25 protein-coding genes are annotated in these 22,916 nt (G+C 61.6%); 10 read left to right on the top strand and 15 right to left on the bottom strand.

Features of this window, described 5'->3' with window-relative positions; translation table 11 throughout:
• Nucleotides 1–41: 41 nt before the first annotated feature.
• The gene (locus tag PspR76_RS14085) at nucleotides 42–743 is read left to right on the top strand and encodes a glutathione S-transferase (protein ID WP_159956158.1); all 702 of its coding nucleotides are present in this window, start codon (nucleotides 42–44) and stop codon (nucleotides 741–743) included.
• 112 nt (nucleotides 744–855) lie between these two features.
• Here PspR76_RS14085 and PspR76_RS14090 read toward each other — a convergent pair whose 3' ends face one another.
• A complete protein-coding gene (locus PspR76_RS14090) occupies nucleotides 856–1,485 on the bottom strand; it encodes an aspartate/glutamate racemase family protein (protein ID WP_159956160.1) in 630 nt (209 codons plus the stop codon).
• Between the two features lie 109 nt (nucleotides 1,486–1,594).
• Here PspR76_RS14090 and PspR76_RS14095 point away from each other — a divergent pair, with 109 nt between their 5' ends.
• On the top strand, nucleotides 1,595–2,041 hold the full coding sequence (locus tag PspR76_RS14095) for an HIT family protein (RefSeq protein WP_159956162.1): 447 nt from the start codon (nucleotides 1,595–1,597) through the stop codon (nucleotides 2,039–2,041).
• Nucleotides 2,038–2,484 (top strand): bleomycin resistance protein, encoded by a 447-nt coding sequence (locus tag PspR76_RS14100; RefSeq protein WP_159956164.1) that lies wholly within the window; start codon nucleotides 2,038–2,040, stop codon nucleotides 2,482–2,484. Before PspR76_RS14095 ends, PspR76_RS14100 begins: the two co-directional genes overlap by 4 nt.
• Before the next feature lie 8 nt (nucleotides 2,485–2,492).
• On the opposite strand, the gene PspR76_RS14105 is transcribed toward PspR76_RS14100, so the two are convergent.
• Nucleotides 2,493–3,359: an aldo/keto reductase family oxidoreductase gene (locus tag PspR76_RS14105; protein ID WP_159956166.1), complete on the bottom strand. Its 867-nt coding sequence runs from the start codon at nucleotides 3,357–3,359 to the stop codon at nucleotides 2,493–2,495.
• A gap of 72 nt (nucleotides 3,360–3,431) precedes the next feature.
• On the opposite strand from PspR76_RS14105, the gene PspR76_RS14110 reads away from it, so the two are divergent.
• Entirely contained in the window at nucleotides 3,432–4,064 is a 633-nt protein-coding gene (locus PspR76_RS14110; protein ID WP_159956168.1) for a TetR/AcrR family transcriptional regulator, read from the top strand.
• A 5-nt stretch (nucleotides 4,065–4,069) separates the two neighbouring features.
• A complete protein-coding gene (locus PspR76_RS14115; RefSeq protein WP_159956170.1) occupies nucleotides 4,070–4,525 on the top strand; it encodes an NUDIX hydrolase in 456 nt (151 codons plus the stop codon).
• Here PspR76_RS14115 and PspR76_RS14120 read toward each other — a convergent pair.
• Nucleotides 4,522–5,082, bottom strand: coding sequence for a cysteine hydrolase family protein (locus tag PspR76_RS14120; RefSeq protein ID WP_159956172.1), 561 nt, complete (start codon nucleotides 5,080–5,082; stop codon nucleotides 4,522–4,524). The genes PspR76_RS14115 and PspR76_RS14120 overlap by 4 nt on opposite strands.
• A gap of 155 nt (nucleotides 5,083–5,237) precedes the next feature.
• Here PspR76_RS14120 and PspR76_RS14125 point away from each other — a divergent pair, with 155 nt between their 5' ends.
• The 3 genes from PspR76_RS14125 (at nucleotide 5,238) to PspR76_RS14135 (ending at nucleotide 7,735) form a co-directional block, all read left to right on the top strand.
• A complete protein-coding gene (locus PspR76_RS14125; RefSeq protein ID WP_159956174.1) occupies nucleotides 5,238–5,675 on the top strand; it encodes a hypothetical protein in 438 nt (145 codons plus the stop codon).
• 32 nt (nucleotides 5,676–5,707) lie between these two features.
• On the top strand, nucleotides 5,708–6,229 hold the full coding sequence (locus PspR76_RS14130) for a GNAT family N-acetyltransferase (protein ID WP_159956176.1): 522 nt from the start codon (nucleotides 5,708–5,710) through the stop codon (nucleotides 6,227–6,229).
• A 93-nt stretch (nucleotides 6,230–6,322) separates the two neighbouring features.
• Entirely contained in the window at nucleotides 6,323–7,735 is a 1,413-nt protein-coding gene (locus tag PspR76_RS14135; protein ID WP_159956178.1) for an XAC2610-related protein, read from the top strand.
• A gap of 5 nt (nucleotides 7,736–7,740) precedes the next feature.
• On the opposite strand, the gene PspR76_RS14140 is transcribed toward PspR76_RS14135, so the two are convergent.
• The 3 genes from PspR76_RS14140 to PspR76_RS14145 form a co-directional block, all read right to left on the bottom strand.
• Nucleotides 7,741–9,054, bottom strand: coding sequence for an NAD(P)/FAD-dependent oxidoreductase (locus PspR76_RS14140; RefSeq protein WP_159956180.1), 1,314 nt, complete (start codon nucleotides 9,052–9,054; stop codon nucleotides 7,741–7,743).
• A 49-nt stretch (nucleotides 9,055–9,103) separates the two neighbouring features.
• Nucleotides 9,104–9,259: a hypothetical protein gene (locus tag PspR76_RS31045; RefSeq protein ID WP_174245624.1), complete on the bottom strand. Its 156-nt coding sequence runs from the start codon at nucleotides 9,257–9,259 to the stop codon at nucleotides 9,104–9,106.
• Between the two features lie 77 nt (nucleotides 9,260–9,336).
• Complete coding sequence (locus PspR76_RS14145) at nucleotides 9,337–9,969, bottom strand: TetR family transcriptional regulator (protein ID WP_159956182.1); 633 nt, start codon at nucleotides 9,967–9,969, stop codon at nucleotides 9,337–9,339.
• A gap of 111 nt (nucleotides 9,970–10,080) precedes the next feature.
• Here PspR76_RS14145 and PspR76_RS14150 point away from each other — a divergent pair, with 111 nt between their 5' ends.
• Together PspR76_RS14150 and PspR76_RS14155 are read left to right on the top strand one after the other, a co-directional pair.
• On the top strand, nucleotides 10,081–10,737 hold the full coding sequence (locus PspR76_RS14150; RefSeq protein ID WP_159956184.1) for an O-methyltransferase: 657 nt from the start codon (nucleotides 10,081–10,083) through the stop codon (nucleotides 10,735–10,737).
• A 163-nt stretch (nucleotides 10,738–10,900) separates the two neighbouring features.
• Entirely contained in the window at nucleotides 10,901–13,099 is a 2,199-nt protein-coding gene (locus PspR76_RS14155) for an OsmC domain/YcaO domain-containing protein (RefSeq protein WP_159956186.1), read from the top strand.
• 750 nt (nucleotides 13,100–13,849) lie between these two features.
• Here the strand turns inward: PspR76_RS14155 and PspR76_RS14170 are convergent.
• From PspR76_RS14170 to PspR76_RS14210, 9 genes are all read right to left on the bottom strand, one after another.
• Nucleotides 13,850–15,016, bottom strand: a complete 1,167-nt coding sequence (locus PspR76_RS14170) for a cystathionine gamma-synthase (protein WP_159956188.1) — start codon at nucleotides 15,014–15,016, stop codon at nucleotides 13,850–13,852.
• Nucleotides 15,013–16,389 (bottom strand): pyridoxal-phosphate dependent enzyme, encoded by a 1,377-nt coding sequence (locus tag PspR76_RS14175; RefSeq protein ID WP_159956190.1) that lies wholly within the window; start codon nucleotides 16,387–16,389, stop codon nucleotides 15,013–15,015. The genes PspR76_RS14170 and PspR76_RS14175 overlap by 4 nt, the downstream gene beginning before the upstream one ends.
• A gap of 145 nt (nucleotides 16,390–16,534) precedes the next feature.
• Complete coding sequence (dapA, locus tag PspR76_RS14180) at nucleotides 16,535–17,398, bottom strand: 4-hydroxy-tetrahydrodipicolinate synthase (protein WP_159956192.1); 864 nt, start codon at nucleotides 17,396–17,398, stop codon at nucleotides 16,535–16,537.
• Between the two features lie 283 nt (nucleotides 17,399–17,681).
• Entirely contained in the window at nucleotides 17,682–18,659 is a 978-nt protein-coding gene (locus PspR76_RS14185; protein WP_159956194.1) for an alpha/beta hydrolase, read from the bottom strand.
• Between the two features lie 230 nt (nucleotides 18,660–18,889).
• Entirely contained in the window at nucleotides 18,890–19,351 is a 462-nt protein-coding gene (locus tag PspR76_RS14190; RefSeq protein WP_159956196.1) for a hypothetical protein, read from the bottom strand.
• A 110-nt stretch (nucleotides 19,352–19,461) separates the two neighbouring features.
• Nucleotides 19,462–20,499, bottom strand: a complete 1,038-nt coding sequence (locus tag PspR76_RS14195; protein ID WP_237235761.1) for a helix-turn-helix domain-containing protein — start codon at nucleotides 20,497–20,499, stop codon at nucleotides 19,462–19,464.
• Between the two features lie 15 nt (nucleotides 20,500–20,514).
• Nucleotides 20,515–20,901: an ester cyclase gene (locus PspR76_RS14200; RefSeq protein WP_159956200.1), complete on the bottom strand. Its 387-nt coding sequence runs from the start codon at nucleotides 20,899–20,901 to the stop codon at nucleotides 20,515–20,517.
• 51 nt (nucleotides 20,902–20,952) lie between these two features.
• The gene (locus PspR76_RS14205) at nucleotides 20,953–22,122 is read right to left on the bottom strand and encodes an SEL1-like repeat protein (RefSeq protein ID WP_237235762.1); all 1,170 of its coding nucleotides are present in this window, start codon (nucleotides 22,120–22,122) and stop codon (nucleotides 20,953–20,955) included.
• Between the two features lie 22 nt (nucleotides 22,123–22,144).
• Nucleotides 22,145–22,765, bottom strand: coding sequence for a LysE family translocator (locus PspR76_RS14210; protein ID WP_159956202.1), 621 nt, complete (start codon nucleotides 22,763–22,765; stop codon nucleotides 22,145–22,147).
• Between the last annotated feature and the right edge of the window lie 151 nt (nucleotides 22,766–22,916).

Below are 22,916 nucleotides of genomic sequence, written 5' to 3' on the forward strand. Positions count from 1 at the left end.
TCCAATCTTTACCTACCATCTGACAGGTAGGCGATTAACCCATGACATTCCAACAGCCTCATTCCGACACTTCCACATCCCCTTCGATGAAAATCTACGACTGGTACAACGGCCCGTACCCGGCACGTGTGCGCATCGCACTGGCAGAGAAAGGCTTGCTCTCGCAGGTCGAGTTCGTGCCCGTCAACTTATGGGAAGGCAAGCACAAAAAGCCCGCATTCCTGGCGCTCAACTATTCCGGAACCTTGCCTGTGCTGGCGTTGCACGACGGCACGCTGATCGCCGAGTGCACCGCTATCACGCAGTACCTGGATGCCCTCGATGGCCAACCGACGCTCACCGGCAAAACGGCGACCGAGCAAGGCCTTATCCATATGATGACCCGCCGCGCCGAGATCGAGCTGATGGACGCGATCAGCGTGTATTTCCACCACGCAACGCCTGGTTTGGGACCTGAGGTCGAGCTGTATCAAAACGCCGAGTGGGGCGGGCGCATGCGCGACAAGGCGGTCAGGGGCATGCACTATTTCGACAAGCTGCTGGCGACTCAGCCCTATGTGGCGGGCAACGCATTTTCAATGGCCGACATTGCGCTGCTGGGCGGGTTGATCTTCGCCGCGCTGGTGAGCCTGCCGATACCCGAAGAATGCGCGGCGCTGCACGCATGGCATGCCAGGATGAATGAGCGGCCCAGCGTTCAGGCATGGCGTGCGATGGTTGCACAAGGTCAGCCGAACAGCTGAAGTCTCGATCATGCTCCGCATGTCTTGCGCGATGTGCCGCGCCAGGGTGAGTCCACCAGCCGTTGGTGGCTTTTGAGCGCCTGGCTCCAATCGATTAGCGCGCGATAGCCCTTCAGTTGAGGACGGTGAGCACGGCGGCGCTCAGGCCCGCGGTTGCGCTGGTGAGGGGCGGCGGGCCTGCGGTGACTCGTGCGGCGGCGCCGCTCATGGAGGCCTGGGCCAGGACCACGACATTCGCACCGTCCACATAGGCGCGGTCTGCCGCGCTGGCGATGGCGCTCAGGTAGCCGTCAAGGTCGCCCGCCTTGAACAGCGCCCAGGCACCTGACACCAGTTGCACATTCACCGACGCAGCGTGTTCGAACAGGCGGGCGGTGGGCGCCAAGGTAGTTTCCACCGCACACAGGACGGCGATGTTGCCGCCGGCCTGGACTGCTGCGGCGGCCAGCGCTTCATCGGTGCGTAGAATGGGTACCTTCAGGCTTGTCGAAAGCCCTTCAACTGCTGGCCCCAAGGTTGAGCAGGTGAGCACCACCGCATCTGCCTCAACAGCCAGCAGGCGCAGTGCCGAAATTGTCGCGTTGGTAATCTGCATGGTCAGGCCACCGGCCTGCTCTGCGGCGGCGAGCAGGTCGGGCCGCACTGCATGGCGCAGTACATCAGGCCCGATGCCGAGTGCTTGGGCAGCAGCGTCAAACACGGCGACGTTGCTGTGCGCGGTGTGCAGGCAGGTGATTCGCATCGGTCAATGTCCTGTGGTGGAACGCTTGCGGTCAGTAAACATGGCGAAGCCTGCCAAAACAACGTTATGTTCGCTCGCCTGAGTTGAACGTCATCATTAAGGACAATGCATGTCACTGATTTCGCAACGTGTAGCACTGGCCCGCAACGGCGCCAACGACAAGGTTATCTGCCGCATGCCCTCGGGCTGGGCGGTGATGGGCGACGTGCAGTTTTTGCCGGGCTATTGCCTGCTGCTGCCCGACCCGGTGGTGGCCAGCTTGAATGACCTGGATGCCGACGCCCGCGCGACCTATCTGCTCGATATGGCCCGCCTTGGCGACGCCGTGCTGGCGGCGACCGGCGCGTTGCGCATGAACTACGAGATCCTCGGCAACTCCGAGCCGGAGCTGCACTGCCATCTCTTTCCTCGCTACGCCACGGAGCCGGACGACAAGCGCAAGATGCCGGTCTGGTTCTACGACTGGAAAACCGCCACGCCTTACGCAGAAGCCAAGCACGGCGAGCTGCGCACGAAGATCGCGCAATTGCTCACAGCTACAAGGAAAGCAGGATGATGCACAGAAATAAGCTGGTCCCGGAATTGATGGTGAGCAACCTGAGTGACAGCCTCGAATTCTGGGTGGCGTTGGTAGGCTTCAAGATCGCGTATCAACGCCTGGAAGACGGCTTTGCCTACCTCGATCTGGACGGCGCCCAGGTGATGCTTGAGCAAGTCGACCCGCTCGCCAACCAATGGCTGACCGCCGCGCTGGAGCGGCCATTCGGGCGCGGGATGAATCTGCAGATTGACGTGGCGGCGGTACTGCCAGTGATTCAACGGCTGGACGCGGCGGCGTATCCCTTGTTCAAGGCAAGTAAGGATGTGTGGTACAGGGCCGGCGAGGTCGAGGTCGGGCAGCGTGAGTTTCTGCTGCAGGACCCGGATGGTTATTTGGTCAGGCTTGTAGAAAGGCTCGGTGAACGGGCACGCCCGGTTGAAGCCGAGGTGCCCGACTAGCGCCGGTTTCAGCCCGCGATGGCATTCAACTCAGCGAAGGTCTCAGCGGATAACGCCAGTTCGCCGACCGCCAGGTTTTCATGCAGGTGCGCCACCGATGAGGTGCCGGGAATCAGCAGGATATTTGGCGAGCGTCGCAGCAACCAGGCCAGTGCCAGTTGCTTGGGTGTCACGCCCAGCCGCTGGGCAACACGTGTCAGCGTCGATGACTGAACCGGGGTAAAACCGCCCAGCGGGAAGAACGGCACGTAGGCAATGCCGTCGCGGGCCAGTTCGTCGATCAGCGCGTTATCGTGCTGATGGGCGATGTTGTAGAGGTTCTGCACGCACACGAACTTGACGATTTTGCGCGCCTCGGCCACCTGTGTCGGGGTGACGTTGCTGATGCCGATATGGCGCACCAAGCCTTGCTGTTGCAGCTCGGCCAGCACGGTCAGTGGCGCCTCATTGGAACCTTCGCCGGGGCCCATCAGGTTATGGGACGCGCGGAAGTTGACCACGTCGAGTACATCCAGCCCGAGGTTGCGCAGGTTGTCATGCACGGCTTGTGTCAGTTCTTGCTTGGACGGCGCGGCATGCCAGCCGCCTTCGTTGTCACGGCGCGCGCCGATCTTGGTGACGAGGGTGAGGTCATCGCGGTACGGGTGCAGCGCCTCGCGGATCAGTTGATTGGTGATATGCGGCCCGTAGAAGTCACTGGTGTCGATATGGTTGACGCCGGCGGCGACGGCCGCGCGCAGCACCGCCAACGCGCCGGCACGATCCTTGGGCGGGCCGAATACGCCGGGGCCGGCCAGTTGCATCGCGCCGTAGCCTATGCGGTTGACCTGGCGGTCGCCCAAGGTAAATGTGCCGCTGTTTGCCAAGCCCGTCATTGCTGTCACCCTTGCGTCATCGGAGTAAGGCTCTAATATGAAGGATCCTTCAGATATTGGAATTCGCATTCCATGAGCACCGTCAAAGCCACGCTAAAGCCAAGAAAATCAGCGGTTCAGGCGCGTTCCGTCGCCACCGTCGAGGCGCTGCACACGGCAACCCTTCAGGTTTTGACCCAGCAGGGCCTGATCCGCTGCACCACTACCCGCGTGGCTGAGCGCGCCGGTATGTCGGTGGGCAGCCTCTATCAGTACTACCCGAACCGCGATGCGCTGCTGGCCGCCGTGCTGCAAAAACATTTGGAGTGGGTGGCCGAGGCGGTCGAGTTGGCCTGCAGCCGCCATCAACAGCTGCCGGTGGCCGAGATGGCGTCCGGGCTGGTGACGGCGCTGCTCAACGCCAAGCTGCGCGACCAGGGCGTGTCCAAGGCGCTGTATGCGATTGCAGGCGAGCGGGGCGGTGCTGAATTGGTCGCGCGTATCAATGCGCGGATGGTGGCGGTGATTGCTGCGATGTTGCGCACGGCAACGGATGCTCAGTTTGACGACCCGGTCCTGACGGCGAGCATTGCCCTGAGCGCTATTGTCGGCCCGGTGCGGACCTTGCTCGAGGGCAACGCGTCGCCTGCATTCGAAGCGGGGCTTGAGCAACAGACCACACTGTTGCTGAAGGCCTATTTGCAAACCCATATAAACAAGGAGTAGCGCCGATGCGCGAGCGCAAAGCGTCACGATTACTGGTTATAAACCCCGCCGGGGAAGTCCTGCTGTTCCGGTTTGTGCACAAAGACGGCGCGCTGGCCGGCAGGAATTACTGGGCCACGCCAGGCGGCGGTGTCGAGGCGGGCGAAAGCTTCCACGCGGCGGCGATCCGGGAGCTGCGCGAAGAAACCGGGATTGTGGTCGGCGGCGTGGACGCATCTGTGGCCGAGCGCAGCTTCGAGCTGATGCTGCCCAGCGGCGAGACGGTGTTGGCGATCGAGCATTACTTTATCGTTCACGCCGCCAGCGCGGCGCTGTCCAGGGCCGAGTGGACGCAGGAAGAGACCCAGGTGATGGCGGACCATCGCTGGTGGTCCGCCCAGGCGCTGCGCTTGACCGAGGAAACGGTATGGCCCGAGGGGCTGGTTGAAATGCTGGTGGAGGCGGGCGTCTTTACCGCTTAAGTACCGGCGAGAATCTCGGCCGTTTCGATCACCCTGGCGTAGTCCATCGCCAGGTTACTCAGCGACAGCGCATGCACATCCTCGGCAGGCCACAGCCGCCCGGACAAATCGGTTTGGTCAAACGTGTAGCAGGCATCCCCGGCCACGATCACTTCAAAACCCAGGTTGCCGGCGGAGCGTGCCGTGGATTCCACGGAGTTGTTGGTGATCACGCCGACGATCACCAACTGCCGGATCGCGCGCATGTGCAGCCAGCGCTCCAGGCCCGTGGCCGCAAACGCATCCGGCACGTTCTTCTCCAGCACATGTTCATGTTTGAGCGGCGCCAGTTCAGCCTGGAACTCGCAGCCTGGCTGGCCTGGCCAAAATACCGAGCCGGGCGTGCGCGACAGGTGCCGCACATGGACGACCGCGCGCTGCGACTGCCGCCAGGCGCCCAACAGTTGCTGCATATGCAATTCGGCGTCGGGATTGTTGCGACGCCCAAGCGTTGGGTTGTTCATGCCCTGTTGCATGTCGATGATCACCAATGCTGCGTTTGGCGCTAACGGTTCCATGGCACATCCTTTCCTGATCGAGCGCGAAACATAGCAGCGAATGCGTAGGCGCAAATAGGGGTTTGCTCGAAAGCGCACACCGTTTGCTTTTACACTGCGCGGCCGGATATCAGCAAGAATGCTTGAGTTGTCCTCTCAGGGTGAGTCGTACGTTGATGAACATCGATCTATTGAGCGAGTCCATGCTTGGCCATTGGCGCGTACGAACGGGTGTCGCACAGTGTGAGTTCCAATTTGGAACTCGGCTGATCTACGTTCAACACCCTGAGTGTGAGTCGCCCCGTATCCGGCTCGCGACGGTGCAGAACCTGATTCAGGCGGCTTGGGATGACTTGCCTGCGGTAGTTCGGTTCGCCGAGCGGCATTGTGAGACGCACATGGCCGAGTTGATGCAACTGTGTCGGACACATTCGCCGTCTGGCGCTCCGTTGTTCGTGTTCTCGATTCACCTTGAACTCGACAACCCTAACCCCAGTTATACCCTTGGCAAAAACCCGGACTTCGATTGGGATCTCATCTGCAACGACGAAGTTGAGGATTTTTGGCTGTCTGTCGCACGGTTGGGGTTTCAGCAATTCGAGCTTGAGCATTAATCTTCGCCTGCGACCACCCGAGTTCGTCATTCATGCACATCCACATTCGTCTTGCCCTATCCGAAGACGCGCCGCTGCTGCCGCGCGTTGAGTTGAGCGCCGCCCAGGTATTCCGCCGTATCGATGGCCTGAGCTGGCTGGCGGACACCACCACGATGAGCGTCGAACGTCACCGTCAACTGATTGCGTTATCCACCTGTTGGGTGGTGGTCGACGCTGATGCCCAGCCACATGGCTTTCTCAGCGCCGAACGTCAGGCTGATGCGCTACACATCCATGAACTGTCGGTGGCGCAATCCATACAAGGCCAGGGCTGGGGGCGTAAGTTGGTGGAAACTGCGATGGACTGTGCGCGCGCGAACCTGCTGCGTTCAGTCACGTTGACCACGTTCAGGCACGTGCCGTGGAATGCTCCGTTTTACACGCGTCTAGGCTTTCAGCCGACAGGCGAAAAGCGCCTGGCGGACATCCTGGCCGACGAGTACGCCCACGGCTTCGAGCCCGGTAGCCGCTGCGCGATGACGTGGTGGGTGTCACCCAACAAAGGCACTTGAAACGACGCTTCTTTAACGTTTGCTTAAACCCAGTGTCTACGGCGCACTGAGCGCATACACTATCGCCCCCCAATCTCAGCAAGGAAGCGCTGGATGCGTTCGCTCTTCAACGGTGTGCTCATCTCCCTGGCCCTGACGGCGACTGCCATCGCCGAACCACGCTCGGTGTCGGTCAATGACCCCAGCGGCCAGTACCTGGTCGACGTGTTGTTCCCGGAGGTGCCCGAGGACCCCGGCGAATTGGTCCCCGCGCTGATTACCGTGCGCGATAAAAACACCCTTGAAACCCTCCAGCAGCTGCACTCGCCGGCCGCCAATGTGCCGGTGGACCAAAACGGCAAGATCGACAATTGGCTGCTGGGGCCGTTCAGCCTGCTGTACTTCGCTGACTTCGACCTGGACGGGCGCCAGGACCTGGCGATTCGCAATGGCAACGACCCGACGCAGCGCTACAAACCGATGTTCGATGTTTACCTGCAAGAGCCGCACACCCAGCGTTGGGTACTTAACGCGCCCTTGACCAAACTGGCTTGGGAAACCAGCAGCGGCATGTTCTCCCTCAGCCCGTTCGAAGGCACTTTGCTCTCGCAGGTTGACCGTGGTTGCTGCTGGACACGCTCGACCCAATGGCAAATGCGCAACGGCGAGCTCAAGCGGCTCAGCGCGTACACCCAGGAAGAAGTCCCGGCCACCGAGTTCGGCGAAAATTCCAGCATGCCGCGTGGCTATTTGCTGCGCACCACCGGCGGATGGAAGGACGGCCAGTGGCATGAGCAGCCGAGCCTCGAAGGCCCGGTCAATCAGGAGGTGCAGTCACTCTCCGGCACCCTGGACGGCACGCTACCGGTGCAACTCTGGTATCAGGAGCAAGGCGCGGTGATTATTGGCGAACTGCGCTACACCAGAAGCGGCAGCGGGCAGCCGATCCAACTGGTGGGGGAAAAAGAGGAGAGTGACGGTGACAACTTCCTCTACCTGTTCGAATCCGCCGACGACGGCCACCAGACGGGCATCTGGCGGATCACGCGCAGTGACCGTGAGCCCTACGAGTACGGCGGCACCTGGGTGCGTGAAGCCAAAGTCGCCAAACCTGAACGGGTGATCCAGCTACAGCCTGAAGAGCGCGAACCCGACTACGAGAAAGCCACTGATGTGGCCCGCGATCAGCGCAGCGGGCATTACCAGATGCGCGATGATTTCCTCGGGCGTGATGGCGACCTCGATGTGCACATCCTGCCTGAACGCGACGCCCAGGGCAGGGAAGTGGCGGAGTTCACTATCCGCCTGAAAACCACCGCAACCGGCCAGGAGATCGTGACTGCACACCACACCGTGCCAATGGAAACCGAGAACCTGATCATCGTGCCTGAGCCGCTGGCGCCGCGTTCAAACGGCCCGTATCACATTCAACTGGTGAGAAACTTCGCGGTGATCAACCACAACGCGGCGCCGGACAATGACCACTTTTTCACCGGCATGTACCGCAAGCAGCCCACTCAACCCTGAGCCGTTCAGCGCAGCTTCTCAAGCATCTGGTAGTACCACATGCCCACCGCCAGCATCGGGTTGCCGAACACATCGCCCAGCGGCACCTTGATGTGTTTGCAGCCGGCAAAGGTGTCGAATTTTTCCAGTGTGCCGGTCAGCGCTTCAGCCATGATTTCACCCATGATGTGGCTGGTGGCGATGCCATGCCCCGAGTAGCCCTGGCAGTACCAGACATTGTCCGAGAGCTTGCCCAGCTGCGGGATGCGGTTCATCACGATGCCCATCGCGCAGCTCCACTGGAACTCGATGTCGACGCCCTTGAGTGCCGGGAACGTGCGCTCGATACACGGGCGCAGCTCCGCGGCGATGTCGCGTGAATCGCGCCCGGAATAGTTGGCGCCGCCACCGAACAGCAAGCGGCCATCGCCGGTCAGGCGGTAGTAATCGAGCACAAACCGGCAGTCGTACACCGCCAGGTCGTTTGGGTTGATCTGCTGCGCCAGTTCGCCCAACGGCGCGGTGGTGACGATGCCGCCCATGGCCGGGAAGATCTTGCCCTTGAGCTGTTGGGGTTCGAGTTTGTGGTACACGTCGCCGGCCAGCAGTACGTGGCGCGCGTCGATGCGGCCAAGGGCGGTGACCACCGCAGGCCGCTCGCCGTGTACGATCTGCAGCACTTCGGTGTTCTCGTAAATCAACGCGCCGAGGCTGTGTGCCGCGCGCGCCTCGCCCAGACAAAGGTTGAGCGGGTGCAGGTGCAGGTTGCGCGTGTTTTTCAGCGCGCCCAGGTACAGCTCGCTGCCCAGATGCCGACGCACACCGGCTTGATCGAGCAGGCTGACCTGATCGCCCATGCCGCGCCGTTGCGCTTCATCGTGAAAGGCGCGCAGTTCGGTCAGGTGCGAGGGCTTCATCGCGGCATGCAAGTGGCCGTGCTTGAGGTCGCAGGCAATCGCGTACTTATTGACGCGTTGCTCGATGATTTGATGCCCGCGCCAGCGCAGGTGCCAGATAAAATCGTCGACCTCAGCGCCCAGGCGGCTGCGCATTTGCGCGCGCATGGCCTCGTCGCCCGACAGGCTGCCGGTGACTTGCCCGCCATTGCGCCCGCTGGCGCCCCAGCCGATGCGATTGCTCTCGACAATCGCGACCTTGAGCCCGCGTTCGGCCAGCTCGACCGCGCTGGCGACGCCGGTAAAGCCGCCGCCGATAATCACCACGTCGACACTGACCTGGCCGTGCAAGGTCGGGTAGTGGGTGGCGTCGTTGAGGCTGGCGGTGTAATACGAGGCGCTGCGCTGGGCAGCACCGGTGACAGGGCGCATGGCTGCGGTCATGGCATGTTCCTTCTGATAAATGAATGCCGGCGAGGCCGGTTCGGATTAATCAGAGGTGTGCATCGGGCGGGCGCGCATGGCGGCAATGCCACAGTGCCCAGAAGGCCAGGATGATATTGAACAGCGGATTTTCGCAGGGACGCGCCTGCACCTTCGGGAAGGAAGGCTGCAGCTGGCGACGGAACACACACAAGCGCGAAATCATGGCTGCCGATGCTCCCATCGCACGCGGATGCGTTCAATCGCCGTTTGTGTACCTTCAGTTATGCCTTTGTTAAACAATCAGGGGTGATTGAGCGCGTTCGCGTAGGCGCTAAACATGTCCGCCATACCCTCGGCGTACGCCTCAATCTCGCTGGTTGTACGCGGGCTGCCGGAAAAATCCTTGCCCACCGAACTGAGCGTGGTCAGGATCAAATCGCATGCCAGTGCGCGCGTCTGTTCAGGCACGTCCGGCAGCAATTCGAGCATGAACGCCTCAAATGCGCGCTGGCCTGCCGCACGTACTTCGACGGCTTCGGGCGCATCGCGGTACAACGGCGCGGCGTCGTTGAGCGCCACGCGCATCTGCGCTTCTTCGCATTCGGAATGGATAAACGCATGCACCAGGGTGCGCAGGCGCTGCAGCGGCGGCAGGTCGGTTTGCTCGAGGATGCTGCGCAGCAACTGCGTGGTTTGCTGCCACTCATCGCTCTGCAGCCGAAACAGAATCGCCGCCTTGTTAGGGAAGTATTGATACACCGAGCCCACACTCACGCCGGCTTTTTCCGCCACCCGCGCGGTGGTGAAACGCGTGGCGCCTTCCTTGGCCAAAACCTGAATAGCCGCCTCCAGGATCGCCGCCACCAGTTCGGTGGAGCGTGCCTGTTGTGGCTGCTTGCGTGAGGAAATACGGGCGGTCTGGCGGGTTGTCATCTGGGGCTCCAGCGGCGGGGCTAACGCGAATAGCGAATGCGACGAATCACTCGCATACTTTAAATGCGACGGATTAGTCGCATCTTAGTCCCAACCTGACGGAAATCAATCATGACGACCCTGACCACCGCGCCATTGGCGCCCCTGATCGAACGCCTCTACGCACAAGCCAACGCAAGCACCAGCCCGATCTTCAACGATATATCCGGCGAAGAGCGCGACCGCCTGATGCACAGCAAAACCGATTACCTTGAGCTCTACACGCTACTCAAGGACCTGTGGCTACCGGTCTCCCGCGACACCGGCAACTTGCTCTACATGCTGGCGCGCAGCAGCAACGCGCGGGCTATCGTTGAATTCGGCACTTCGTTTGGCCTGTCCACCTTGTTCCTGGCCGCCGCACTGCGCGACAACGGCGGCGGTGTGCTGATTGGCAGCGAGTTCGAGCCCGCAAAAATCGCCCTGGCGCGCGAGCATTTCATCCAGGGCGGCGTGAGTGACCTGATCGAAATCCGTGAAGGCGATGCCCTCGTGACGCTGGCCAGCGACTTGCCTGAAGCCGTCGACCTGTTGCTGCTGGACGGCGCCAAGGCCTTGTATGGCGACGTGCTGAACCTGGTTGAAAAACACCTGCGCCCCGGCGCATGGGTGGTGGCCGACAACACCAACTACTGCCCGGAATACCTGGCACATGTGCGCGAGCCTGCGAACGGCTATCTGTCGGTGCCATTTGCCGATGACATAGAACTGTCCATTCGCCTGGGCTGACAGGAGCGACCTTTATGCCTGTATTTGTCACGGGAGCCACCGGGTGCTGTTGAGGGAAACGTTAGCACCGATCGGCAGGCAATTCGGAAAACCCTGAGACTTCCCGGCGAAAATCTTCATAATGGCGGCCAATTTGTTTAGCCCGTTATTCTGGTGTGCCCGCATGGAAATTAAGGTCAACTTTCTCGACAACCTTCGGCTTGAAGCCAAGTTCGATGACTTCACGGTAATTGCCGACCAACCGATTCGCTACAAAGGCGATGGTTCGGCACCGGGTCCGTTCGATTACTTCCTGGCTTCGTCGGCGTTGTGTGCGGCGTACTTTGTGAAGCTGTACTGCGAAACGCGCAATATCCCCACGGAGAATATTCGCCTGTCGCAGAACAACATCGTCGACCCGGAAAACCGCTACAACCAGATCTTCAAGATCCAGGTCGAGTTGCCTGCCGACATCTCCGACAAGGACCGCCAGGGCATCCTGCGTTCCATCGACCGCTGCACCGTGAAGAAAGTCGTGCAGGCCGGGCCCGAGTTCGTGATTGAAGAGGTGGAAAACCTCGACGCCGATGCCCAGGCGCTGTTGATGCCGAATACGACTGGCGAGGCGGGCACCTACATCGCCGGCAAAGACCTGCCGCTGGAGCAGACCATTGCCAATATGTCCGGCATTCTCGCGGGCCTGGGCATGAAGATCGAAATCGCCTCGTGGCGCAATATCGTGCCCAACGTCTGGTCGCTGCATATCCGCGATGCCCACTCGCCGATGTGCTTCACCAACGGCAAGGGCGCGACCAAGGAAGGCGCGCTGGCGTCGGCGTTGGGCGAGTTTATCGAGCGGCTCAACTGCAACTTCTTCTACAACGATCAGTTCTGGGGCGAGGAACTGGCCAACGCGCCGTTCGTGCATTACCCGGATGAGCGCTGGTTCCAGCCGGGCCGCAAAGACGAACTGCCGGCTGAAATCCTCGATGCCTACTGCCTGAAGATCTACAACCGCGACGGCGAGCTGCGTGGCTCGCACCTGTACGACACCAACTCGGGCAATGAAGAACGCGGCATTGTTTCGCTGCCGTTCGTGCGCCAGTCCGACGGCGAAGTGGTGTACTTCCCCTCCAACCTGATCGAAAACCTCTACCTCAGCAACGGCATGAGCGCGGGCAACACTTTGGCGGAAGCCCAGGTGCAGTGCCTGTCGGAGATTTTTGAGCGTGCGGTGAAACGCGAAATCATCGAAGGCGAATTCGCGCTGCCGGACGTGCCGGCTGAAGTGATCGCAAAATACCCCGGCATTCTCGCCGGTATCCAGGGCCTGGAAGCCCAGGGCTTCCCGGTGCTGGTCAAGGACGCGTCCCTGGGCGGTGAATTCCCGGTGATGTGCGTGACCCTGATGAACCCGCGCACCGGCGGCGTATTTGCCTCGTTCGGCGCCCACCCAAGCCTGGAAGTGGCGCTGGAACGCAGCCTCACCGAACTGCTTCAGGGCCGCAGCTTCGAAGGCTTGAACGATTTGCCACAGCCGACCTTCGAAGGCCATGCGGTGACCGAGCCGAACAACTTCGTCGAGCACTTTATCGACTCCAGCGGTGTGGTCTCGTGGCGCTTCTTCAGTGCCCAGTCGGATTACGAATTCGTCGAGTGGGATTTCTCCGGCCACGGCGAAGACTCCAACGCCCAGGAAGCCGCGACCTTGTTCGGCATTCTCGAAGGCATGGGCAAAGAGTCCTACATGGCAGTGTACGAACACCTCGGCGCAACCGCCTGCCGTATCCTGGTGCCGGACTACTCGGAAATCTACCCGGTGGACGACCTGATCTGGGACAACACCAACAAGGCGCTGTTTTTCCGCGCCGATATCCTCAACCTGCACAGTCTCAGCGACGACGAGCTTAAAGCGCTGGCTGAGCGCCTGGTGGAAAGCGAGCTGGACGACTACACCGACATCACCACCTTGATCGGCATCGAATTCGACGACAACACGGCGTGGGGTCAGTTGACCATCCTGGAGTTGAAGCTGCTGATCTACCTCGCCTTGCAGCAATACGAAGAGGCGAAAGAGTGCGTGGAGATGTTCCTGCAGTACAACGACAACACCGCTGAGCGCGGCCTGTTTTATCAGGCGGTGAATGCGGTGTTGGAGATGCACTTGGACGAGGATCTGGAACTCGAGGATTACGAGACCAACTTCCGCCGCATGTTCGGCAACGAGCGGATGGACGCGGTGATTGGTTCGGTGAACGGCACGGTGCGTTTCTATGGCTTGACGCCGACCAGCATGAAGCTGGAAGGCCTGGATCGGCATTTGCGCTTGATCGACAGCTATAAAAAGCTGCACAGCGCACGCGCCAACATCACCTCAGCCTGATACCGATCGTTCCCACGCTCTGCGTGGGAATGTATCCCGTGACGCTCTGCGTCATCCTTTCCAGGCGGGACGCGGAGCGTCCCAGGCGGCGTTCCCACGCGGAGCGTGGGAACGATCAGCTGCACTCGGCGCGTGCCAACATCACTCAGCCTGACATCGATCGTTCCCACGCTCTGCGTGGGAATGTATCCCGTGACGCTCTGCGTCATCCTTTCCAGGCGGGACGCGGAGCGTCCCAGGCGGCGTTCCCACGCGGAGCGTGGGAACGATCAGCTGCACTCGGCGCGTGCCAACATCACCTCAGCCTGACATCGATCGTTCCCACGCTCTGCGTGGGAATGTATCCCGTGACGCTCTGCGTCAGCCTTTCCAGGCGGGACGCGGAGCGTCCCAGGCGGCGTTCCCACGCGGAGCGTGGGAACGATCAGCTGCACTCGGCGCGCGCCAACATCACCTCAGCCTGACATCGATCGTTCCCACGCTCTGCGTGGGAATGTATCCCGTGACGCTCTGCGTCATCCTTTCCAGGCGGGACGCGGAGCGTCCCAGGCGGCATTCCCACGCGGAGCGTGGGAACGATCAGAAAAGCTGCACAGCGCGCGCCAACATCACCTCAGCCTGACATCGATCGTTCCCACGCTCTGCGTGGGAATGTATCCCGTGACGCTCTGCGTCACCCTTTCCAGGCGGGACGCGGAGCGTCCCAGGCGGCATTCCCACGCGGAGCGTGGGAACGATCAGCTGTCAGGGTTAGATCAGCGCCAACGCCTGTGCCAGGTCGGCGCGCAGGTCTTCCACATCCTCAACCCCCACCGACAACCGCACCAACCCATCACCAATGCCCAGCTGCGCCCGCGTTGCCGCTCGAATACTGGCATGGGTCATGATCGCCGGGTGTTCGATCAGGCTTTCCACGCCGCCCAGGCTTTCGGCCAGGGCGAAGATTTTGACGTTTTCCAGGAAGCGCGTGGCGCCGGCCAGATCGCTGTTGAGGTCGACCGAAATCATCCCGCCGAACCCCCGCATCTGTTTGCGCGCCAGCTCATGCTGCGGGTGCGACGGCAGGCCTGGGTAGTAAACCCGCGACACTTGCGGTTGCTGTTCCAGCCAGGTGGCCAGGTCGAGGGCGTTGCTGCAATGGCGCTCCATGCGCAGCGCCAGGGTTTTCACGCCGCGCAGGGTCAGGAACGCATCGAACGGGCCGGCAATCGCACCCACGGAGTTTTGCAGGAAGCCCAGGCGCTCGGCCAGCTCAGGGTTATGGCCGACGATGGCGATGCCGCCGATCACGTCGGAGTGGCCATTGAGGTATTTGGTGGTGGAGTGCACCACGATGTCGAAACCCAGCTCCAGCGGGCGCTGGATCCACGGGCTGGCGAAGGTGTTGTCGGCCACGCAGATAATGCCGCGAGCACGACAGATGCGCGCGATGGCGCTCAGGTCCGTCAGGCTCAGCAGCGGGTTGCTTGGGGTTTCGACCCAGACCATGCGCGTGTCGTCTTGCAACGACGCTTCAAACGCCGACAGATCGCTCAGGTCGACAAAGCTGAAACGGTGCCCGGCGCTGCGTTGGCGCACCTTGTCGAACAGGCGGAAGGTGCCTCCGTACAGGTCATTGCCGGAGACGATGTGCGCACCGGCGTCGAGCAGTTCCAGCACGGTGGAAATCGCCGCCAGCCCCGAGGCAAAGGCAAACGCCTGGCTGCCGCCTTCAAGGTCGGCGACGCAACGCTCCAGGGCGAAACGCGTGGGGTTGTGGGAACGACCATAATCAAAGCCCTTGTGCACGCCGGGGCTGTCTTGCAAATAGGTGGAGTTGGCATAGATCGGCGGCATCAGCGCTCCCGTGGTCGGGTCGGGTGATTGCCCGGCGTGGATCACGCGGGTGGCGAAGGCGCTTTTATCAGGCTGACTCATGCAAGGGTTCTCCGAAGGTGATTAAGCAGGTCGACGCGGGTGATCAGGCCGTGGAAGCCTGAGGCGTCGGCGATGATGGCGACGAGGCCGCGATCCAGTTCCGCCTGCAGTTCTGCCAGGCTGGCACTCGGGGCCAGGGTTTGCAAGGTGTCGGACATGGCACTGGCGACGGTCATGGAAAAGTCTGCGGCGTCGTGATGCAGGCCCAGCAGAATGTCGGATTCATCGATCACACCGACCAGTTGCTGGCCGTCCACCAGCACCGGCAGTTGCGACACGTCGGCCAGGCGCATGCGCTGGAAGGCGGTGAGCAGGGTGTCGTCGGGGCCGACGCTAATCACGCGGCCATCCTCGAAGCGGCGCGAGATCAAGTCACGCAGGTCGCCGTAGTGTTTGTATTGCAGCAGGCCCGCGTCGTTCATCCACTGGTCGTTGTAGACCTTGGACAGGTAGCGCGTGCCGGTGTCGCAGACGAAGGTGACCACACGTTTCGGTACGGTTTGCTCGCGGCAATAGCGCAGGGCGGCAGCGAGCAGGGTACCGGTGGACGAGCCGCCGAGAATGCCTTCGGCCTTGAGCAACTGGCGGGCGTGGTCGAAGCTTTCTTCATCGCTGATGGAATAGGCGTGGCGCACGCTGGAGAGGTCGGCGATCGAGGGGATGAAGTCTTCGCCAATGCCTTCCACAGCCCATGAGCCTGGGGTTTGCATCTTGCCGCTGCGGCTGTATTCAGCCATCACCGAGCCCACCGGGTCAGCCAGCACCATGGCCAGCTCCGGTTGTACGCGTTTGAAGAAGCGGGTCAGGCCGGTAAGGGTGCCCGCCGAGCCGACGCCCACCACAATTGCGTCTACATCGTGCTGTGTTTGCGCCCAGATTTCCGGGGCGGTGCTGGTTTCGTGGGCCAGCGGGTTGGCCGGGTTGTTGAACTGGTCGGCGAAAAACGAATCGGGAATGTCCTTGGCCAGGCGCGCGGCTACATCCTGGTAATACTCGGGGTGGCCCTTGCCGACGTCGGAGCGGGTGATATGCACCTCGGCGCCCATGGCCTTCAAGTGCAGCACCTTTTCGGTGGACATCTTGTCGGGCACGACCAGCACCACGCGATAGCCTTTGGCCCGGCCGACCAGCGCGAGGCCCAGGCCGGTGTTGCCGGCGGTGGCTTCGATGATGGTGCCGCCAGGGCGCAGGCGGCCGTCGCGTTCGGCGGCGTCGATCATCGCCAGGCCGATGCGGTCCTTGATCGAACCGCCGGGGTTTTGCGATTCCAGCTTGAGGAACAGCGTGCACAGCCCGGTATCAAAGCGGCTGACCTTTACCAGCGGCGTATTGCCGATCAGTTCGAGTACGGCGGGGCGGGAAAGCGTGGGCATGTCGTCACCTGGTACGAGAGAGCGTAGAGAGGGGGGACTGCTGAAAATCCAAAGCATGGCTTGGAACATAGGCCGGGATCGCGCCGGTCGCAACCGGGCGGTCCGTTGGATGTCTTTTTTTGGCGCATGAGGCGGGTTTTGACGCTTAAACGCCGCGCACTAAAACCTGCTGCAACCGCTCTACCACGGCAGTGCTGGCCACTTGCATCGGCGCGCGCAACTCACTGCCGAACAAGCCTTCCAGGGCCAACGCAGCCTTCACCGGCGCGGGGTTAGGCTCCATAAACAGTGTGTTGATCAGCGGTATCAACTTGAAAAAAATTGACCGGGCTTCAGTCAGCTGGTTATCCCGCACGAGCTGGCACAGCGCCACAAAGTCGTCGGTGCGTACATGCGCCGAGGCCGCAATCGCGCCACTTGCGCCCAGGCACAGCGCGTTGAACATCTGCAGGTCCTCGCCACACAGCACATCAACATCGCCACTGGCGAGCAGCGCCAAGGTGGTCGCCAGGTTGCCGCCGCAGTCCTTGATCGCGACGATGCGCGGGTGCTTGACGATGTTCAGCAGCGTGGCCTGTTCAAAGGTCACGCCGGTGCGGTAGGGGATGTCATACAGAATAATCGGCACGCTGGAGGCATCGGCCACCGTGCGGAAGAATGCTTCAAGGCCGGCCTGGGAAGGGCGGATATAGCTCGGTGCCGGCACCAGCAAACCGGCCAGCGGGCGTTTGAGGATTTCGCGTTGGAACTGCAGCAGTTCTATCTGGTTGTAGCCTGCCAGGCCCATCACCACGCGGTGCGCGGGCACCAGCTGCAATACCGCATCCAGCACCGCCAACTGTTCCTGACGGCTGAGCGAGGCTGCTTCGCCAGTGGTGGTGCACACCATGATCCCGGCCACGTGCTTTTCCAGCAGGTGGCTGACCAAGCGGCGCAGGCCAAAAAAGTCGATGGCGCCGTCATGAAACGGCGTGACCACGGGAACCCAGATACCTTGAAACGATGACATGCACTTTCTCCTGATGGTTGACCGCTGAAGTCACCGTCAGAAGGGCAGAGGGATTGTGCAAAGGGAGGGAGGTCCGTCGCGCTCAATGTCCTGTCAGCTCATCTGACGGGACAGCGCGCCCCGGTCACATGAGCGACTGTTTCTTCGATTTGAGGGCGTGCGCCACGCAACCTTGCGCCTTGGCAATCAAGCCAATAACGCAATGGTTAACGAAAGACGATGCAGGCATGCGCTGACACACCCCGAAGAAGGCCTCCATCTTCAGCGGATGTGACGGAATGTGTCAACCCCGCTTCAGCTGCTCGCGCACAAATGCCGCGACCTCGGCGGCCAGCTCCGCATCTTCCGGTGCGCCCATGAAACCGCCATGGGGCATGGCTTCGAACACGTGCAGCTGCGCACTGACCCGCGCCTGGCGCAAGGCGCGGTGCAGGCGCACGGTGTTGGACAGGAACAGGTCGCGGGTGCCGCTTTGCAGAAAAGTCGGCGGAAAACCCCGGGTGAAATCGCCGAACAGCGGCGACAGGTACGGGTGGGCCAAGTCCGCGCCGTTGGCATACAGCAGGTTGACGTTCATCAGCGGGTTGGGCAGCACCACGTCGACGGTGCGGTTGACCTGGAAGCTGTCGCCGGACTCGGTGAGATCGGCTTCCGGCGACAGCAGCACCAGCGCGGCCGGTAACGGCAAACCTTCGTCACGCGCACGCAACACCATGGCCGCCGCGAGGTTGCCGCCCGCCGAACGGCCACCGATCACGACCTGTTCCGGCGCGTGATGCTTGAGCACGTGACGGTAGGTGGCGAGGCAGTCATACAGCGCTGCCGGGTAGGGATGCTCGGGCGGCATGCGGTAGTCCACGCCGTAGCAGATTACGTCGTGCAGGTCGGCGTGCTTGCCGGCCGCGAGGCGGCAGTTTTCGCCACCACCGAACACCAGCGCGCCGCCGTGCAGGTCGATGTAGGCGAAGGGTGTAGCCGTTGCGGGTGTGGCGACGTGCACAGTGGCGTTTTCGACATTGAGGGTGTGCAGGCTGGCGCGCAGTGCCGCCGCTTGCCCGGCATTGGCGCTGGCGTAGTTCTGGGCGACGGCGGCCTGCAGATGGCGCCAGCCGTCATGGTCCTCGGGCGTGGGCATGGCGTGCAACGCGTTGAGGGGCACGCCGTCGGCGCCGACCAGGCGTTGCAGAGCTGCCTGGGCTTGGGGGCTGATCGATTGCGGCACGGGGATCGTGCGGGGTTCAAGTTTGACGCCGTGGTTCATGGGCTTGCTGCTCGCATTCGACGACTTTGGGAGTGTCAGGATGCCAGAACGCGGCGCTGTGTGGGAGTTGAGCCTGTTGTGGCGAGCGGGCTTGCCCCGCGTTGGGCTGCGCAGCAGCCCCAGAACCTGCCAATGAGATCTGTCAGCAGTACCTAGGCAGCTGAATTGGGAGCGCTTCGCACTCCAACGCGGGGCAAGCCCGCTCGCCGATCTTGTGCCGGGCGCTGCTGTTACAGGATGCTGTAGTCCCTGACCACGCCGTTGTTGAGGTGGATGTTCAGGCGGCGGCTTTGTTGCTGCGGTGCAATGTTATCGATGGCGGTGCGCCGGGTGTCGAGGGCGTTGTCGTAGGTATTGCCGGGGATACGGTTGGACACCAGCCCCAGCAAGTGGCGCATGGACGCATTCTGGGTGGTGGAGGGCGCGTAGTTCCAGGTTTCGGTGCCGTCGGAGGAAATCGACTGGTCCTGCGGCTCGCCATACAGGGCTTTAAGCTGTTGGGCGGTGGTCTTGCCGGAAATGATATGCGTGCGGACATACGTGGTGTCGAACAGCGAAATATCCGGCCCGGCCTTGCCCTGAATGCCCGGCAATGACAGGTTGTTCAAGCTGTTGAGGCCGTTGACGCCATTGGCGCAACCGGTCAGCAGGAGGGCGGTGGCAAGCGTTGCGATAACGGTACGACGGGCCATGATTTTCTCCGTTTAGTCAGGGCTTTAAAACATCGGCCAATCATAAAACGGTGAAAAAAACGCGGAAAAAAACTTCCTGTCTCCGCGTCTCAATGACTTGTCTGGGTGTCTCAACCCGGTTTCATCTGCCCCAGGATGTTGCGTAACGAGAACCCGGTGTGCCGGCTCTCGCGCCCCGGCGCCTGGGCAGCAGTGTGCAACTCGCGCGCCTCGCGCGGTGAATAACCGAAGGCTTGCTTGAAGGTGCGACTGAAGTGCGCATCACTCTTGAACCCGAACTGAAACGCCAACCCCGACACCCGCTGCCGTGCGCCGGATTCACTCTGGATAATCATCCGCGCGCGGTTCAACCGGCGTTGCTGGATATACGCCGCCACGCCGGATTCGTGGCTGAACAGACGGTAGAGTTGCGCCCGCGAAATGCCCAAGTGTTTGCACAGGAAACCCGGTGACAACTCGGGGCTGCGCAGGTGCTGTTCGATCACGCGCCGGGCGCGGTTGAACAGGGTGTGGTCGATGGCCTGCTCGGCGGTCTGCAGGTTGGCCACCGACGGCGCAAGGGCCGCCGAGACCATGGCCAGAGTCGCCTGTTGGGCGTGGGGGATTTCATCCGGCGTCAGGCGCGGCAGGCGCTGTTGCAACGCGCGCATATGGTCGGCGAGCAGTTCGCTCAAGCCGCCTTGCAGCACCTGGCCATGCACGTCTTTGTAATTGAGGCTGGGCGCCAGCAAGTCACGGGGGATGGTGAGGATTACCGTATCGCCGGCTGTGATCAGGCAATCCAGCTCACGGGCCAGGTCCAGGATGTAGATTTGCGAGTTACTCGCCGCCAGCGTGGTGCGGCCAGCCGTGCCATTGATCGTGTGGGACAGGCCAAGGCAGAGGTAGTAGTGGTCGAGGCTGTCACGGCGAATCATCTGCGTGGAGCGCTTGACCCGATACGGCACCGGCGCGCCGTCACCGTCCCAGGCACCGCAGCCCATCAATAACGAACCGAGATAACCGGTGGCCAGGCGGTAATTGAACGCCGAGGATTCCGGTTCGCTGATGTTGATGTCGAAGATTGCATTCACTTCTTCACGCCACACCTCAAAGCGCTGGCGGGGCGGGTAAGGCTGAGTGGTGAAGGTGAAAAGCGGGTTCTCCACAAGCGGCTCCATCCGTTAAAGCTGTTGTTCGATCGCCGCCTTATCGATCACGGACCAGACGTGCGCGATTTTCCCATCGACGAATTCGTAGAATACGTTCTCATCGAAGGTCACCGTCTTGCCGTTGATCGGCAAGCCGAAAAATTCACCTTTGGGCGTTACGCGGAAATTCAAACGGCTGGCGACCGTGGGCGGGTCGGCGACCAGCAACTGAATGCGAAACACCAGGTCGGGGATCTCGCGAAAGTCCCGCTCCAGCATCGCGCGGAAACCGGCAAGGCCCACGGTGGTGGCGTTGTAGGTCACCTGCGGGTGCACGAAAGTGCCGAGGTGTTCCCAGTCCTGGCGGTTGAGGCAGTCGATGTAGCCTCGGTAAGCGTCAGCCAGTTCATCACGCGTCATAAAACGGTCTCCTTGGTTCGGGCGCAGACCGCGCCGATCTTCTGGAACGGTTTATTGATCGGCGGTTATATCACCCACGAGCAGCTCAAGTCCCTTTGGGACTGAATAGATCTTTTCCAGCACGTCGACTACGCGCAACTCTTCGGGCAAAAGCTCTTTTTCCTTGTGCTCAAGCTGGCTGCGCATTTCGTCTTCGTTTAAGGGCAGTTTTTGTTTCAGCGCGATACGCAGGAGCCCGCAGGCTTTTAACTTGTCACGTTCAAAACCTTTGCCAGCATCCATGTGCACCGCCAGGGTTACGGTTGCGAAGGCGTGCCCCTGTGCTGCCGCCTTGAGCAACCATCGGTTCGCCAGTGGATAGTCGACCGATACTTGGCCGCTGCTGCTGTAGAGATAGCCGAGAATATACTGCGCATTGGGGCGATCTTGTTCGGCCGCACGGGTGTACCACTGCACGGCGGCGGGTACATCTTTGGGCGTGCCGGTGCCGTTCAACGTCGCGGCGCCCATCCTTTCGTAGGCCTTGGCGTTGCCAGCGGCGGCGGCCTGGGCGGCCAGCTTAACCGAGTGCTCAACATCGACCGGCGTGCCTTTACCCTGAAAATAAAGGCTCGACAGCAGAAGCAACGACTCGCTGTCACCTTGAGCACTGCCCGCGCTCGCCCATTTGAACGCCTGCTGAGCATTCGCCTCAACCCCATCGCGTCTGTCATAGAGCCGCGCAATGTCGCCTTGCGCTTTGGGATGACCTTGCTCGGCAGCCTTGAGAAACCACCTCGCGGCTTGAGCAAAATCCGTCGGTTGGTCCGCGCCTGCAAGATAGGCAATGCCCAGAAAATACTGGGCATCCGCATCGCCGTGCTCGGCCGAGCGGGTGATCCACTCCAACCCCTTTTGGTGATCGACCGCTACACCGCGCCCGTAATAGGTGAAGAAGCCAGTTTTGAACTCGGCGAAAGGTTCGCCTTTTTCCGCTGCACGCAAATACCACTGCGCGGCCTTCACCGGGTCTTTATCGACGCCCACGCCCTCGTCGTAGAGCGCGCCGATCAGCAGCGGAATACTCTGAGGGCTGCGCCATACGGTGGAGGCGAACGTGAATAGAAAATAGCTGAGACAGCCTAGCAATAGAGCAACTAAGGGCAGTGTGTACCGGCGCAAGATCGAATCCATTCGTGGGGTGAAAGTAGCCAGTGTATAGAGGCTGGCGCGCAATGGCATAACGGGCCATTGCGCATTTCCCTCATGCCCTACGCGCCATCAACAACACCGTCGCTGCCGCCGACAACAGCCCCGCGCAGCAGCGATTGAATATCCGCTTGCCACTCGGCTCGGCAAACCAGCGGCGCATGTGCAGGCCCATATAGGCGTAGGCGCTGATGGCGATCCATTCCAGCGCCAGGAACATCGCGCCCAACAGCGCAAATTGGGGCGTGATCGGTTGGCCGGGCACTACGAATTGCGGCAGGAACGCGGTGAAAATCAGGATGGCTTTCGGGTTGCCCGCCGCCACCAGAAACTCCTGTCGCGCCAACGCCCACAAACCCACCTTCGACGCGGCTGATTCAGCCTCTGCTTGCGGGTTGGCCCGCCACAATTGAAACGCCAGATAGAACAGATACGCCGCGCCCAGAATCTTGATCCCGTAAAACAGCAGCTCCGAGGTTTGCAGCACCACCGCCAGCCCGGCGGAGGCGAGGGCGATCATGCCGGCGAAGGCCAGCAAGCGGCCGATGCCCGCCAGGCATGAAGTGCGGTAGCCGTAGCGTGTGGAGTTGCTCACAGACAGCAGGTTGTTCGGCCCAGGCGCCATGTTCAGGGCGAAGCAGGCGGGCAGGAAGAGGGCGAGCGTGGCGAGGCCCATGGCGGCTCCGGTGTGGGCTGGGCGGGGAGCGTTGAGGATAAGGGCAGTTGAGGCGGTTGGACAATCCGCGCGCAGGCGTCGTGCAGCTCTATAGGCAGGCTCGTATAAACGTAGGTTCCGATGGTGATCCATCCTAAACTCGAGCATTGTG

This window comes from Pseudomonas sp. R76, assembly GCF_009834565.1.
Classification (GTDB): domain Bacteria; phylum Pseudomonadota; class Gammaproteobacteria; order Pseudomonadales; family Pseudomonadaceae; genus Aquipseudomonas.

Excerpts from the sequence above, each read along its gene's own strand:
- PspR76_RS14085 (WP_159956158.1), top strand. The coding sequence starts at position 42 with ATGACATTCCAACAGCCTCATTCCGACACTTCCACATCCCCTTCGATG.
- PspR76_RS14090 (WP_159956160.1), bottom strand. The coding sequence starts at position 1,485 with ATGCGAATCACCTGCCTGCACACCGCGCACAGCAACGTCGCCGTGTTT.
- PspR76_RS14095 (WP_159956162.1), top strand. The coding sequence starts at position 1,595 with ATGTCACTGATTTCGCAACGTGTAGCACTGGCCCGCAACGGCGCCAAC.
- PspR76_RS14100 (WP_159956164.1), top strand. The coding sequence starts at position 2,038 with ATGATGCACAGAAATAAGCTGGTCCCGGAATTGATGGTGAGCAACCTG.
- PspR76_RS14105 (WP_159956166.1), bottom strand. The coding sequence starts at position 3,359 with ATGACGGGCTTGGCAAACAGCGGCACATTTACCTTGGGCGACCGCCAG.
- PspR76_RS14110 (WP_159956168.1), top strand. The coding sequence starts at position 3,432 with ATGAGCACCGTCAAAGCCACGCTAAAGCCAAGAAAATCAGCGGTTCAG.
- PspR76_RS14115 (WP_159956170.1), top strand. The coding sequence starts at position 4,070 with ATGCGCGAGCGCAAAGCGTCACGATTACTGGTTATAAACCCCGCCGGG.
- PspR76_RS14120 (WP_159956172.1), bottom strand. The coding sequence starts at position 5,082 with ATGGAACCGTTAGCGCCAAACGCAGCATTGGTGATCATCGACATGCAA.
- PspR76_RS14125 (WP_159956174.1), top strand. The coding sequence starts at position 5,238 with ATGAACATCGATCTATTGAGCGAGTCCATGCTTGGCCATTGGCGCGTA.
- PspR76_RS14130 (WP_159956176.1), top strand. The coding sequence starts at position 5,708 with ATGCACATCCACATTCGTCTTGCCCTATCCGAAGACGCGCCGCTGCTG.
- PspR76_RS14135 (WP_159956178.1), top strand. The coding sequence starts at position 6,323 with ATGCGTTCGCTCTTCAACGGTGTGCTCATCTCCCTGGCCCTGACGGCG.
- PspR76_RS14140 (WP_159956180.1), bottom strand. The coding sequence starts at position 9,054 with ATGACCGCAGCCATGCGCCCTGTCACCGGTGCTGCCCAGCGCAGCGCC.
- PspR76_RS31045 (WP_174245624.1), bottom strand. The coding sequence starts at position 9,259 with ATGATTTCGCGCTTGTGTGTGTTCCGTCGCCAGCTGCAGCCTTCCTTC.
- PspR76_RS14145 (WP_159956182.1), bottom strand. The coding sequence starts at position 9,969 with ATGACAACCCGCCAGACCGCCCGTATTTCCTCACGCAAGCAGCCACAA.
- PspR76_RS14150 (WP_159956184.1), top strand. The coding sequence starts at position 10,081 with ATGACGACCCTGACCACCGCGCCATTGGCGCCCCTGATCGAACGCCTC.
- PspR76_RS14155 (WP_159956186.1), top strand. The coding sequence starts at position 10,901 with ATGGAAATTAAGGTCAACTTTCTCGACAACCTTCGGCTTGAAGCCAAG.
- PspR76_RS14170 (WP_159956188.1), bottom strand. The coding sequence starts at position 15,016 with ATGAGTCAGCCTGATAAAAGCGCCTTCGCCACCCGCGTGATCCACGCC.
- PspR76_RS14175 (WP_159956190.1), bottom strand. The coding sequence starts at position 16,389 with ATGCCCACGCTTTCCCGCCCCGCCGTACTCGAACTGATCGGCAATACG.
- dapA (WP_159956192.1), bottom strand. The coding sequence starts at position 17,398 with ATGTCATCGTTTCAAGGTATCTGGGTTCCCGTGGTCACGCCGTTTCAT.
- PspR76_RS14185 (WP_159956194.1), bottom strand. The coding sequence starts at position 18,659 with ATGAACCACGGCGTCAAACTTGAACCCCGCACGATCCCCGTGCCGCAA.
- PspR76_RS14190 (WP_159956196.1), bottom strand. The coding sequence starts at position 19,351 with ATGGCCCGTCGTACCGTTATCGCAACGCTTGCCACCGCCCTCCTGCTG.
- PspR76_RS14200 (WP_159956200.1), bottom strand. The coding sequence starts at position 20,901 with ATGACGCGTGATGAACTGGCTGACGCTTACCGAGGCTACATCGACTGC.
- PspR76_RS14205 (WP_237235762.1), bottom strand. The coding sequence starts at position 22,122 with ATGCCATTGCGCGCCAGCCTCTATACACTGGCTACTTTCACCCCACGA.
- PspR76_RS14210 (WP_159956202.1), bottom strand. The coding sequence starts at position 22,765 with ATGGGCCTCGCCACGCTCGCCCTCTTCCTGCCCGCCTGCTTCGCCCTG.